Raw genomic sequence first — 12,614 nt, 5'->3', positions numbered from 1 at the left:
TGAAAATACCTTGTGATACAATAAGTCTACACTTTAAAAAGTACTATAATTTGTATGAGAAATTATAGTCGAGAGGGGTATTTGATGCGAATTGGCATGTTTACTGACACATATTTTCCACAAGTAAGTGGAGTGTCGACTTCAATCAAGATACTTTGTGATCAGTTAAGAAAAGTTGGCCATGAAGTCATAATATTTACAACAACAGATCCAGAAGCACGACCAGAAAATGGCGTAGTTAGATTACCAAGTATACCTTTTGCGAGTTTTGAAGATCGCCGAATAGCTTTTGGTGGTTTAGATCGATGCGTAAAGATATCAAGAGAATATGACTTAGATATAATCCATACACATACAGAATTTAGCTTAGGTTTAGCAGGTAAATATGTTGCAAGTCGATTAAAAATTCCAACGATTCATACTTATCATACGATGTATGAAAATTACACTCACTACATTTGGGATGGGCGTTTAATTAAACGACAGCACGTACGTTGGTTTTCAAAAGTATTCTGTGGACAAGCAGACGGAGTGATTACACCAAGTGAATTAACTTACGCAACGTTAAAAGACTATGGTGTTGAATCGCCGATGCGCATTATTCCCACAGGCGTTCTTTTACCAGAATTCAACGAAAATTATCGTGCGATGACCCGTAAGAAATTGAATATACCACATGATGCACCGGTATTACTATCATTATCGCGCTTATCGAAAGAGAAGTCTTTAGACGAGGTTATTATGGCATTCCCGGCGGTTCAAGAAGCGTATCCAGCGGCTCATTTAGTCATAGTTGGAGACGGACCTTACCGAGAGACTCTAGAAACCATTGCTAAAGGATATGAATTGGAGAATGTTCACTTCATAGGTGAAATTTCACATAATGAAGTCAATCAATATTACCAAATGGCTGATTTATACATAAATGCGAGTGAATCGGAGTCCCAAGGTTTAACATACTTAGAGTCAATCGCGAATCGATTGCCAATTGTGGCGAAAGAAAATGATTACTTAAACTTAATTATTCAAACAGGAGAATTCGGACAACTCTATGCACCGAATGGGTCATTATCAGAAGCCATCGTTAAATATTTAAACAAGAAGTACGCGGGTGAAATTGAGAATATTAATCCTGAATCATTAGAAAGTATCTCTGCTGAACGCTTTGCAGAGAATGTTTATGCGTTCTATGATAATATCATTCAAAACACAGATCAGTCACGATCAAATTTCTTTGATAGAATGTTAAGTGAGATTAAAGAACCGTGGAGTAATATGTAACTTATGCAGTAGATGTAGAAAAATAAGAATGAATCAAAAATAGTTTATGTAACTTCTTGCAATTTCAATGCATTTTGTTAACATATACTATATTGAAAAACTAACCTAGTTTAGTTTTGCTGCTCACATATTGAGCAATTCTGTTAACGAAAGGAATCAACTATGAAAACTTCAGTTTTGACAGGTATTATCCAACGCTTAGAAGCAATGGTAAATGCTAATAATAGTGAACCAGAGGTTCGCCGTTTTGAATTAGATGGTGTTGAAAAATGCCAAGTAACTTATCATGCAGATGATAAAGCATTCGAATTATCAGATAGTCAACGAGGAACAACTTACCGTTTCGACGATATCGATTTAGTAGCAATTGAAATTTACGAATTATTAGGTTAATTAAACTCAGCAAATAATCCCAATAAATTATTCAATGTTATAGATTTATAACATGAAGTAATAATTTATTAGGATTATTTTTTTGTTAGATAGAGGTTTTATTTGTCAATGTGATCAAATAGTGTTCAGTACTCTGATTTAATATGTTATTATAGTATGTTGGAATAATATGTTATAATATCAAAGACAATATAAGAATTTAAAAGGGGACTATATGAAAAAATTATTGACTCCAACCTGGACCATCAATTCAATTTACGCAATTAAGCCAGATGATTTATTGAGACATGATATTAAAGCAATCATATGCGACTTAGATAATACGCTTATTGCGTGGAATCAGTGGGAGCATACTGAAGAGATGGCTGAATGGTTAACAAGATTTAAAGACGCAGGGATTGGTATTTATCTCTTATCAAACAACAACTATGATCGAGTACTTAAAGTAGCAGAACCATTAGAGTTAAGGTTTACTTCTAGTGCTTTAAAACCACGCAGAAAGCATTTTGTACTTGCTATCGAGGATTTACAAGTACCTAAGGAGAATGTCGCTGTTATTGGAGATCAAGTTATGACAGATGTGATTGGTGCGAATCGTAATCATCTTAAGAGTATCTTAGTCAAACCGATTGCACCAAATGACAATATATATACAATAATTAATCGTATGTTAGAAAAGCTAGCATTTAAAATCGTCGGCATAGACCGAACAGGTGATTGGGGGAATACGCTTGAGTGAGCAAGAAACATTTCAATGTATCGGTTGCGGGGCAACCATTCAAACAGAGAATCCAGATGAGATAGGTTACTTACCACAATCTGCGTTAAATAAAGGAATTGAAAAAGGTGAATTTTACTGCCAACGTTGTTTTAAACTAAGACATTACAATCAATTACAAGATTTAGATATTGATGATGATGTATTCTTAAATAAATTGGGTGAAATTGCTAATGATGATGCCTTTGTTGTATTAGTCGTAGATATCTTTGATGTTGAAGGAAGTTTAATCTCTGGTTTACATCGATTTATCGGGAACCAACCATTTATCATTGCAGCAAACAAATTTGATTTACTTCCTAAAGTAACGCGTAAATCAAAAGTAAAAGATTGGATAAGACAAACAGTAAACCGTCATGGTTTGTATCCTGAAGATATCGTATTAACTTACGGGACAAAGCGCGCGGGGATTTATTCTTTAGCTGAGAAGATTGAAGAAGTGATTAGCGATCGCAATGTTTATATCGTAGGGGTGACGAACGTTGGAAAATCAACATTGATTAATCAATTGATTGGTTACTACGGTGGAGATAAAGAAGTGATTACAACGTCAAACCATCCTGGTACAACGTTGGATTTAATTCAAATTCCATTAACGGATGCACATGCTATCATTGATACACCAGGTATCATCCGTCGTACTCAATTAGCACATCATTTAAGTCGTTCTGACAACCAAAAAGTGTTACCAAATAAACCTATCAAACCAAAAACCTTCCAATTAAACGAAGGACAAACAATCTTTTTAGCCGGTGTGGGGCGAGTGGATCTCGTTCAATCAGAAGTTGAAAAGACAGCGATGACTTTTTACGTTTCAACTGATCTGTACTTACATCGGACTAAAACTGAGAATGCAGATGAGTTGTATCAGAAACATGTTGGTGAGATGTTAACACCACCAAGCAAGGATTATGTAGATGAGTATCCAGAGCTGGAAGAACAAACATTCACACTCGACCCAACCCAAGACATTAGTATCACAGGTTTAGGTTGGTTAACAGTAAATGCAAAAGCAGAAATAAAAGTTTGGCTACCTAAAGAAATTAGCGTATCTAAACGTACAGCAATTATTTAAACGAAGGGAATTAATATGATTACATTAAACAAAGCACAAACAAAATTTTTGCGTAAATACTCGCATAATTTAAAACCTCTTTTCCAGATGGGGAAATTAGGATTAACAGATGTATTTATCGAGCAAGTGGACAACGCAATTGAAAAGCGTGAATTAATTAAATTTGTCATCTTACAAAACAGTGATGAAGATTTAGATGACGTTGCTAACAAAATTGCGGATGAAATCGGTGGTGTTATTATTCAAACAATCGGAAGTACAGCGATATTATACCGTCCATCATCAAAAGAAAAACATCAGGAAATCAGTCAACAAGTAAATCGATTAAGCTAAGGGGACGTGTAGAATGGGTATTTCAAATGGCACATTAAATGCGCAAGAGTTTATGTCAATTGAAGAAGCACTCGAACCGATTATTCTGAGCCAATTTACTCCGGATTCATCGGGAGATGAGCGTAAACGGATTGGTATTTTAGGTGGAACATTTAATCCACCTCATCTCGGTCATTTATTAATGGCAGAACAAGTTGGGAACCAATTGGAATTAGATGAAGTTTGGTTTATGCCTACAGCGAAACCGCCTCATGCACCTGGAAAGACAACAATTGCTTCACAACATCGTGTTCAAATGATTCAATTAGCAATTGAAAACAATCCACTATTCAAAGTTCAACCTTATGAAATTCATCGTGGTGGCGTGAATTATACTGTCGATACAATGAGACATTTCGTTGAGACTTATCCAGAATCTGATTTTTATTTCATTATCGGTTCGGATAGCGCGAACGATTTGTCAACTTGGAAGCAAATTGATGAATTAGTTCAATTAGTTCAATTAGTTGGAGTCAGACGTCCGGGTGAATTCCCTTACCAAGGTCAATATCCTATTCTTTGGGTCGATTCACCTTTGATTGAATTGAGTTCAACCGAGATACGACTCAGAGTATACTTAGAACAATCAATCCGCTATCAGGTTCCAAGTAAAGTGTCAGCTTATATCCAAGAACACAGACTTTATGAGATGGATTAAAGAAAGAAGGCAAGAGTTTGGTATCAGAAATCCTATACACTAAAGATTATATAAATGTGACACGAGAAGAACTACTTAATAATCTTAAAGAAGAACTCAAACCAAAAAGATTTAAGCATGTTCTTCGTGTTGAAGAAACAGCCTTAGAATTAGCAGGACAATATGATTACAAAGATATAGAAAAAGTGAGTATCTCTGCTTTAATGCATGATCATTGTAAAGATTATTCAGACGAAAAGATGTATCAACTTGCGACAATGTATGCACCGTATGAGCCCTTAAGAGTTGCGAACGAAGCAGTATGGCACGGCCTAGCTGCGGCAGAATTAGCGCGTGCGAAATATAGTGTGTTAGACGATGAAATCATTCATGCCATTGCACAACACACGATAGGTGCTAAGGAAATGAGCTTACTGAGCAAATTACTCTTTGTGGCAGATTATATTGAACCTGGTCGCAACTTTGATGGGGTGGCTGAAGCTAGAAAATTAGCCGAAACAGATTTGGATGCAGTTGTCTTTTACAAGATGAGAGAAACAATCAAACATCTTGTTGAAACGAATAAGAAAGTATATGTTGAAAGTGTGGTTATTTATAACCACTGGGCAAAAAAACAGGAGGGTTAATTATTATAAACACAAAAGAAAAATTAGAAGTAATTGTACGCGCCGCAGATGATCGTTTAGCACATGACATCATGGTCTTAGACGTCGCACAATTGACACCATTAGCAGAGTACTTTGTCGTGATGGATGCTAAAAATGACCGTCAATTATCAGCAATCGTTAATGAAATTACTAGCGTGATTGATGAGAATAATTTCGAATTGAAAAACGTTGAAGGTAAAAACGGTGGTAAATGGGTATTAATTGATATGAATGATATTATTATTCATGTATTCAACTATTCTGAACGTGCAAATTACAACTTAGAAAAAATCTGGCAAGATGCACCATTAGTTGACGTTAGCGACTGGATCTCAGAATAATGAGTTTCAGCCAAATAGCAGATGTATATGATCGATTCAATGATCTATCTGTGTATGAATATTGGGTTGACTATACTTTAAATAGTTTAGATCGTAAGCCTAAAAAAATGTTAGACATCGCCTGTGGAACAGGTTGGTTTACGCAACTGATGATCCCTTTCGTTGATTCAGTCACTGGGATTGATATTGATGAGGATATGTTAGAGGTTGCACGTCAAGAAGTAGTTAATTTACCGAATGTTGAATTCAAGTATGGTGATATGACGCGTTTGTCAGCGGATTTAAGGGGCTTTGACTTGGTTACTTGTTACTTGGATTCGCTATGCTTTCTAAACGACTACGAGGCCATTAAAGAGGCGTTTAAAGGGATGTATCGCACTTTGTCTGAGCAAGGAACGTTATTGTTTGATGTTTGGACACCGTATCAAATGACGGATGTCTTTTCTGACTTTGAATACTTTGATCAAGACGAGTCAGCAACTTTAATTTGGGAAAGCGCCAGTGATGCTGAATCACTTAGCGTTGAGCATTACTTGACTGTCTATAGACAAGTTGAGGGGGCGCAGTTTGAACGTGTCGATGTTGAACTTCAAGAGCAAACTTTCCCATTAGAGAAGTATATGGATGCTTTAATTGAAGCAGGCTTTCAACCGGATAAGATTGAAGTGTTTGTTGATTACGGAAGTAAATATTATGACAAGAGAACAGATGAAGAGGCAGACCGTTGGTTCTTTAGATGTAGTAAGTAAGAGTTGGGGAGTGTTATAAGATGAAGCTTGTTTCAGTCATTGCCGAATATAATCCTTTCCATCTTGGCCACCAATATCAATTAGAACAAATGAAGCAAAGAACTTCGGCAGATGCGCTCGTTGTATTGATGAGTGGAAATGTTGTTCAACGCGGAGAATTTGCTGTAATTGATAAATGGCAAAGAGCTGAGATTGCATTGGAATACGGTGCTGACCTCGTCTTAGAGTTACCACTCTTAGCAAGTTTACAAGCAGCGGATTACTTCGCGTATTGGGCGGTTAAGACACTAGAATTATTAGGTTCAGATCAGCTTGTTTTTGGAACAGAATCTGCTACCTACGAAGCCTTGAATTCTTATGTTGATTGGTTAGTTGAGAACGAAGAAGCAATCGATAGAAGTGTTAAAACTTATCTCAACGACGGCTATTCTTATGCAGCGAGTTATCAATCTGCTTTAGAAGCTATAGATAACTCTTCTGAAAAGGCGAAACTTTTAACAGACTCACCGAATCATTTATTAGGGATTCAATACATTAAGGCATTGAAGCAATTAAATTCTAAGATGGATGTTATAGCTATTTCTAGAATTAAACACAATGAAAATATGCAAGAAGTCTTAAGTGGCAGCCAAATAAGAGAATTGAATCGTCAACAATTAGTCACCGAGGATACTGTACCTAAGCGGATGTTTCAAAAACTAGTGAGTCATCCAAACGTGCAACTTGCTGATTATTATGATTTACTAAAGTACCAAGTACAAAGTCAAAGTGCTGAACGCTTAACTCAATATCAAGGCATTGATTATGGTGTTGAACATTATATTTATCAGCAAATTTTGGAAACTAGTAATTTTGAATCTTTAATTGATGCACTCACATCTAAAAGATGGACGAAAGCATCCATCCAAAGAAAGCTAATGATGATTTTGTTGAATATAACAAATAAGGAATGGCAGGAAAGCATTGATTTAAATAATGAAGAGCTGACTATTCGAGTGTTAGGTTACACAGATGTAGGAAGAAAAGTACTTAAGATGAAGCGAAACCAAACTGGATTAAAATTATTTAGTAATTTGACTCAAGACAACGCACAAAATTATCAATTAAATTTACGTGCGGATACAGTCTTTTCACTCAATCCAAAACATAGAATAATGCAACAAAACACTGGAAGATTCCCAATTCACTATTAATTGAAAAGGAATCGTGTTAATATTAAAATAATCTTGACAAGAATTGTAAACTTCAATATAATAAATCTTGTCGTTTTAGAGGTGATAATAGATGAAATGGACAATCCGCCAATTAAAAGATCATCCTGATGATATGATTAATTTTGAAGAATCTTTAGATATAAAAGAACAGCTCATGGAGCGAAACCCTTCAATCTTAGATGTGGAATCAGTGATTGTAAACGGATATTTCGTACCTTCTAATGAAGATATCATTCTTCATGGTCAAATCGATACTCGACTGACGGTGCCGTCATCGAGATCATTAGAACCAGTATCATTACACTTAAACATTCCAATTAGCGAACGTTATGTGTATGAGGAATATGATGGAAACGTCGGGGAATATGAAGAGACTACGATTGTACTTCAGTATGATTATATTGATTTAGATGCAGCAGTGACTGATAACATCGCGATTAATATACCTACAAGAGTATTGAAACCAGGAGAAGAAGACGGAGATTTACCGTCGGGTAATGATTGGACAGTCGTCACCGAAGAAGAATACGAGCAAAACTTAGCGGAAGAGAAAGCCGAAACGGTTGATCCTCGCTTTGCAGCCTTAAAAACGCTATTAGATAACGAAGATGAGGAAGAATAACCTCAAACATCAACTAGGAGGTGTAGAGAATGGCAGTACCTAAACGTAAAACATCAAAAGCAAAGAAAAGAGCACGTCGTACACACTACAAGTTACAAGTACCAGGAATGAATACTTGTGCTAACTGTGGAGAATTAAAATTAAGCCACCGTGTATGTTCATCATGTGGACACTACGATGGAAAAGAAGTTGTATCTAATACAGCTGAATAATTTTGTTGAGCTAATCTTTTTGATTAGCTCTATTTTTTTTGCTTTAAATTCAGAATAGTATAAAAACACTGTATTTATGAAACTTTGTAAAGTTTACGTAACATTTACATAGAATTTACATTGTATTTACAATGGCTTGTTAAACTATATTTATAAGCACTGTGGATAGCTTATAAAAATATGAGGAGGATTTCAAAGAATGAAAAATTTAAGTCTTAAGAAATTGATCACTGGATCATTACTTGCTGCTCAATTACTCTCACCAGTAGCGACATTAGCACAAGATATTGAACGAAGTGAAGAAAAGCCAACTGTAGCGGAGGTAGCACCTAATAATACGCCAAACCGTCTTATTACTACGTTTAATGGTGATCCTAGTACGCAAATGGGATTCAACTGGTACACAACTGAATTAGCTGAAGATGCTAAAGTTTGGGTTTCTACTAATGAAGATTTAAGTGACGCCTTAGAATTTGAAGCGACTGCAGAAGAAGTAGTAAACACTTATGGTGAACGTGATGAGAATGGTTACTTTATCTTTGCTGACATCGAATATGATGAAGAAGGCGAAGTAGTCACTGACGATAACGGCGAACCACAAGTTAACGGATACTATACTGACGAGAATGTTTCAGGTCCAGAATGGACTTCAGGTTCAGCTGTTGGATCGATGGATTTAGTAGAAGTGACTGAATATTCATATAAAGCAAATGCAGAAGGCTTAGAGCCAAACACAACTTACTACTATCAAGTAGGTAGTGAAGCAGGAGAAACAAGTGAAGTAGGTACTTTCACAACTGCTGGTGAAGCAGGAGAAGAATTTACATTCGTACAATATACAGATACTCAAAACGCATACTGGAATGAGCATGTATATAACGAAGCAGCATTTGGTGCTGACACTGTTGCTACAGCATTAGAAGAAACTGAAGCAGATTTCGTATTACATACAGGTGACGTGGTTGAAGTTGCTGAAGTTGAAGATGAGTGGGTTGACATCTTAGAGCAATCTAAAGAGTCTATCTTACAAGTACCATTCGCTGTTGCAGCAGGTAACCACGATGAGTATGCCTTATCATATGGAGATCCTCAATTAACAACTAAATTTAATGAGCATATTAACGTTCCAGCTGAAAACGATGCTGTCGATGGTGGATCATACTACTCATTCGATTATAACGGTGTTCACTTTGTTGTAGCAAACACTAACGACAACAAAGAATCTGAAGATAATCCAGAAGGAAAAGCTTTAGGACAAGAACAAATTGATTGGATCAGAAATGACGTTGAAGAAGCACGTGCTAATGGTGCTGAGTGGGTTGTATTATCTTACCACAAACCATTATTCTCTAAATCATATCACTCATTACAAGATACAGATGTTCAATTAGTTCGTGAAGAATTCATGGAATTAATTGACGAGTTAGATGTTGATTTAGCTTTACAAGGTCATGACCACGTAATTTCACGTACTAAACCATTAAACTATGTTCCAACTGATGAGAACTTCTCTAACGGTGTTGTGGATGAAGCTGAAACGACTACAGAAGGTGATGTAGAGTATTACGTAAATCCTCAAGGAACAATCTTCGTATTACCAAACACTGATGGTACTAAAGAGTATGACGATATTTATTCTAAAGGTGTAGAACACGTACACACTGTTCGACCTAACTTAGATTGGATGACTCAAGAAGACGTTGATTACTATAACAACTTATTCGCATTCGGTGGACAACCACAAGAATCAGAAGCATTCGATACAAGTCATTCAAACAACCGTGATTCAGCAGTTCAAAACTTCGCTGCATATACTGTAAGTGGAGATGAATTAAGAGTAGATATCTACCAAATCGAAGGTAACTTACACGAAGGTGAAGAACGTACAGTATCAATCGTTCACTCATTCGGAATTACTAAAGGTGGAGAAACTACAGAAGAAGGTACTGAAGAAGCAGCTTCAGAAGAAACATCTGAAGAGAGCTCAGAAGAAAGTTCAGAAGAGTCATCTGAAGAAAGCTCAGAAGAATCTTCAACTGAAGAAGAAACATCTGAAGAAAGTTCAGAAGAATCTGAAGAGTCTGCAGAATAATCAAGATTGATAAAGAACTAATCAGAAGCTGAGTGTAAAAACTCGGCTTCTTTATTTTTGTATATTAGTACGTCGATATAAGGGGTAAATAATGCAAAAAATCTTACCGAGTAATATTCTTGACCTTTATTGACCTATGAGTTATACTTGGTTAGAAAGTTGTTTAACAGCTTTAAATTCGCGAAGGAGGAATACTATGAATTTAGTACCTACAGTAATAGAACAAACATCACGTGGAGAACGTGCTTATGATATTTATTCACGTTTACTAAAAGACAGAATTATTATGTTAAGTGGTCAAATCGATGATAACGTAGCAAACTCAGTGATTGCTCAACTTTTATTCTTGGACGCACAAGATCCAGAAAAAGATATCTTCCTATATATTAACTCACCAGGTGGGAGTGTAACAGCTGGGATGGCTATGTACGATACAATGAACTTTATTAATGCAGATGTACAAACAATTGTTATCGGTATGGCAGCATCAATGGCTTCAGTTTTATTAGCAGCCGGAGAGAAAGGTAAACGCTGGGCTTTACCAAATGCTGAGGTAATGATTCACCAACCATTAGGTGGCGCACAAGGACAAGCAACAGAGATTGAAATTGCTGCTCGTCATATACTTAAAACTCGTGAGCGTTTAAATAAAATCTTAAGTGACAAAACAGGTCAACCAATTGAAGTCATTGAGCAAGATACTGATCGTGATAATTTCAAAACAGCTGAAGAAGCACTTGAATACGGCTTAATTGATGGAATCATGGAAAGTAGCAAAGCTTTAAATAAAAAATAATATGACATAGATAAATAATCTATAATTTATACGTCCGTTCAATGGATATTACTCGCAATACTTAGGTATTTCGTGCGATAATAGCATTGTACGGGCGTATTTGTTTGGTTTTATTCCTAATAAATTAATAATAACTGACCTCGTTGGACATATTGTGACCCGTTAGGTTGTTTTTTAGCCAGGATAAAGAGCTTTTCAGTTGCAAGGTGACTCAAGTCATGGTATGATAATGACATGGTGTGAGACTCATTTAGATTTTCTGAGTGAGTTGTAGCTCTGTATGTAATGGTCGCCTTTTGACCATCTAGGAGGGAATTAATGGCCGATATATTCACAATTATTCAGTCAATTGTTCCTGAAGTGAGTGATTTGTTAGCTGAGAGGCTCGCAGTATTACGTGTTTTGGATGATGTAAACAAACGAATTGGTCGTAAGTTTATTTCACAACAGACTAATTTCACTGAAAGAACGGTAAGAACGATATTAGAGATGCTGAAAAGTCAATCACTCGTATCCGTAAACCGTAGTGGCGTAAAACTAACACAACAAGGGAGAGACCTTATTGTGATGATTGATGAGCATTTGCTTAATCAACAACAACATAAGTTTTACGAAGTGGAAGAGGCTGTAAAGAGAAAGCTTAATATTGAACATTGTCGGATTGTACCAGGTGATGCAGATAAAGATGCATCAGTTTATCAGTTCTTAGGTCAAGTCGTTCATTTAATTTTGGACAAACACTTACCTGAAGGTGATAATGTGGTTGCAGTTACAGGTGGATCTACTTTATCTAAAGTAGCAGAATCATTCACACCAGAATTATCAGATGGAAGAAGTATTACATTCGTTCCTTCACGTGGAGGATTGGGAAGTTCGATTAATATCCAATCAAATAGCGTGGGGAGCTTAATGGCGCAGCAAACAGACTCTAAGTATATTCCGTTGTTTATACCTGAGAATTTAGGTAAAGAAACTTCGGAGATATTGCTCAAAGATCCAATGATTAAAGAAGTCATTGATATGAGTAAGAGTGCAAATTGCTTGTTATTAAGTATAGGAACTGCTAATGTAATGGCGGAACGTAGAGAGATTACAGACGAACAACAAGAAATTATCGAGAATGGACACGCCGTTGGAGAAGCATTTGGTATATTTTTCGATTCTTATGGAGAAACGGTTTTACGTTATCCTAGGATAGGGTTGAAATTTAAAGATTTATCTAATATACCTTTGTTACTTACAATCGTGGGAGGATCTTCTAAGGCGAAAGCTTTAGAAGCGTTCTTTCAAAAAGCCCCGAGTCATGGATGGTTAATCTGTGATGAAGGTTTAGCAAATATGGTTTTAAATGGGGAGACCCTTTGAAATAAAATCCTTAAGGAGG

The 12,614-nt window shown here is 36.2% G+C and carries 15 protein-coding genes; all 15 read left to right on the top strand.

Translation table 11 applies throughout. From position 1 onward, the window contains the following. Positions 1-84 precede the first annotated feature (84 nt). The 15 genes from ACEN3Z_RS01215 to ACEN3Z_RS01145 all read left to right on the top strand — a co-directional run bounded on the left by ACEN3Z_RS01215 (position 85) and on the right by ACEN3Z_RS01145 (position 12,595). Entirely contained in the window at positions 85-1,281 is a 1,197-nt protein-coding gene (locus ACEN3Z_RS01215) for a glycosyltransferase family 4 protein (protein WP_407089240.1), read from the top strand. Between the two features lie 162 nt (positions 1,282-1,443). Continuing rightward, complete coding sequence (locus ACEN3Z_RS01210; RefSeq protein ID WP_138404844.1) at positions 1,444-1,674, top strand: YkuJ family protein; 231 nt, start codon at positions 1,444-1,446, stop codon at positions 1,672-1,674. Positions 1,675-1,888: 214 nt separating this feature from the next. Next, the gene (locus ACEN3Z_RS01205; RefSeq protein ID WP_407089239.1) at positions 1,889-2,413 is read left to right on the top strand and encodes a YqeG family HAD IIIA-type phosphatase; all 525 of its coding nucleotides are present in this window, start codon (positions 1,889-1,891) and stop codon (positions 2,411-2,413) included. Further along, positions 2,406-3,527, top strand: a complete 1,122-nt coding sequence (gene yqeH / locus ACEN3Z_RS01200; RefSeq protein ID WP_407089238.1) for a ribosome biogenesis GTPase YqeH — start codon at positions 2,406-2,408, stop codon at positions 3,525-3,527. Before ACEN3Z_RS01205 ends, yqeH begins: the two co-directional genes overlap by 8 nt. A 15-nt stretch (positions 3,528-3,542) precedes the next feature. Continuing rightward, positions 3,543-3,860 (top strand): ribosome assembly RNA-binding protein YhbY, encoded by a 318-nt coding sequence (yhbY, locus tag ACEN3Z_RS01195; RefSeq protein ID WP_407089237.1) that lies wholly within the window; start codon positions 3,543-3,545, stop codon positions 3,858-3,860. A 13-nt stretch (positions 3,861-3,873) separates the two neighbouring features. Continuing rightward, positions 3,874-4,557, top strand: coding sequence for a nicotinate-nucleotide adenylyltransferase (locus tag ACEN3Z_RS01190; RefSeq protein ID WP_407089236.1), 684 nt, complete (start codon positions 3,874-3,876; stop codon positions 4,555-4,557). Positions 4,558-4,574: 17 nt separating this feature from the next. Beyond that, a complete protein-coding gene (gene yqeK / locus ACEN3Z_RS01185) occupies positions 4,575-5,183 on the top strand; it encodes a bis(5'-nucleosyl)-tetraphosphatase (symmetrical) YqeK (protein WP_407089235.1) in 609 nt (202 codons plus the stop codon). Beyond that, entirely contained in the window at positions 5,159-5,545 is a 387-nt protein-coding gene (gene rsfS / locus ACEN3Z_RS01180) for a ribosome silencing factor (protein WP_407089271.1), read from the top strand. Before yqeK ends, rsfS begins: the two co-directional genes overlap by 25 nt. After that, a complete protein-coding gene (locus ACEN3Z_RS01175) occupies positions 5,545-6,294 on the top strand; it encodes a class I SAM-dependent DNA methyltransferase (protein ID WP_407089234.1) in 750 nt (249 codons plus the stop codon). Before rsfS ends, ACEN3Z_RS01175 begins: the two co-directional genes overlap by 1 nt. 20 nt (positions 6,295-6,314) lie before the next feature. Next, the gene (locus ACEN3Z_RS01170; RefSeq protein WP_407089233.1) at positions 6,315-7,487 is read left to right on the top strand and encodes a nucleotidyltransferase family protein; all 1,173 of its coding nucleotides are present in this window, start codon (positions 6,315-6,317) and stop codon (positions 7,485-7,487) included. A gap of 91 nt (positions 7,488-7,578) precedes the next feature. Continuing rightward, entirely contained in the window at positions 7,579-8,130 is a 552-nt protein-coding gene (locus ACEN3Z_RS01165; protein WP_407089231.1) for a YceD family protein, read from the top strand. Between the two features lie 29 nt (positions 8,131-8,159). Further along, positions 8,160-8,342 carry a 50S ribosomal protein L32 gene (gene rpmF, locus ACEN3Z_RS01160; protein WP_138404853.1) on the top strand — a complete coding sequence of 61 codons (183 nt, stop codon included), beginning with the start codon at positions 8,160-8,162 and terminating at the stop codon, positions 8,340-8,342. A gap of 199 nt (positions 8,343-8,541) precedes the next feature. Next, positions 8,542-10,434: a metallophosphoesterase gene (locus ACEN3Z_RS01155; RefSeq protein ID WP_407089230.1), complete on the top strand. Its 1,893-nt coding sequence runs from the start codon at positions 8,542-8,544 to the stop codon at positions 10,432-10,434. A 196-nt stretch (positions 10,435-10,630) separates the two neighbouring features. Beyond that, a complete protein-coding gene (gene clpP, locus ACEN3Z_RS01150; protein WP_138405480.1) occupies positions 10,631-11,230 on the top strand; it encodes an ATP-dependent Clp endopeptidase proteolytic subunit ClpP in 600 nt (199 codons plus the stop codon). Positions 11,231-11,548: 318 nt separating this feature from the next. Beyond that, on the top strand, positions 11,549-12,595 hold the full coding sequence (locus ACEN3Z_RS01145) for a sugar-binding transcriptional regulator (RefSeq protein ID WP_407089229.1): 1,047 nt from the start codon (positions 11,549-11,551) through the stop codon (positions 12,593-12,595). The last annotated feature ends 19 nt before the right edge of the window (positions 12,596-12,614 follow it).

This window comes from Ruoffia sp. FAM 26254, from assembly GCF_045528545.1.
In the GTDB taxonomy this organism is placed as follows: Bacteria; Bacillota; Bacilli; order Lactobacillales; family Aerococcaceae; genus Ruoffia; species Ruoffia halotolerans.
This window is presented reverse-complemented; position numbering and strand designations above follow the sequence as displayed.

What these genes read in the sequence shown, in the direction of transcription:
- ACEN3Z_RS01215 (WP_407089240.1), top strand. Translation starts at nt 85, where the DNA reads ATGCGAATTGGCATGTTTACTGACACATATTTTCCACAAGTAAGTGGA.
- ACEN3Z_RS01210 (WP_138404844.1), top strand. Translation starts at nt 1,444, where the DNA reads ATGAAAACTTCAGTTTTGACAGGTATTATCCAACGCTTAGAAGCAATG.
- ACEN3Z_RS01205 (WP_407089239.1), top strand. Translation starts at nt 1,889, where the DNA reads ATGAAAAAATTATTGACTCCAACCTGGACCATCAATTCAATTTACGCA.
- yhbY (WP_407089237.1), top strand. Translation starts at nt 3,543, where the DNA reads ATGATTACATTAAACAAAGCACAAACAAAATTTTTGCGTAAATACTCG.
- ACEN3Z_RS01190 (WP_407089236.1), top strand. Translation starts at nt 3,874, where the DNA reads ATGGGTATTTCAAATGGCACATTAAATGCGCAAGAGTTTATGTCAATT.
- ACEN3Z_RS01175 (WP_407089234.1), top strand. Translation starts at nt 5,545, where the DNA reads ATGAGTTTCAGCCAAATAGCAGATGTATATGATCGATTCAATGATCTA.
- ACEN3Z_RS01170 (WP_407089233.1), top strand. Translation starts at nt 6,315, where the DNA reads ATGAAGCTTGTTTCAGTCATTGCCGAATATAATCCTTTCCATCTTGGC.
- ACEN3Z_RS01165 (WP_407089231.1), top strand. Translation starts at nt 7,579, where the DNA reads ATGAAATGGACAATCCGCCAATTAAAAGATCATCCTGATGATATGATT.
- rpmF (WP_138404853.1), top strand. Translation starts at nt 8,160, where the DNA reads ATGGCAGTACCTAAACGTAAAACATCAAAAGCAAAGAAAAGAGCACGT.
- ACEN3Z_RS01155 (WP_407089230.1), top strand. Translation starts at nt 8,542, where the DNA reads ATGAAAAATTTAAGTCTTAAGAAATTGATCACTGGATCATTACTTGCT.
- clpP (WP_138405480.1), top strand. Translation starts at nt 10,631, where the DNA reads ATGAATTTAGTACCTACAGTAATAGAACAAACATCACGTGGAGAACGT.
- ACEN3Z_RS01145 (WP_407089229.1), top strand. Translation starts at nt 11,549, where the DNA reads ATGGCCGATATATTCACAATTATTCAGTCAATTGTTCCTGAAGTGAGT.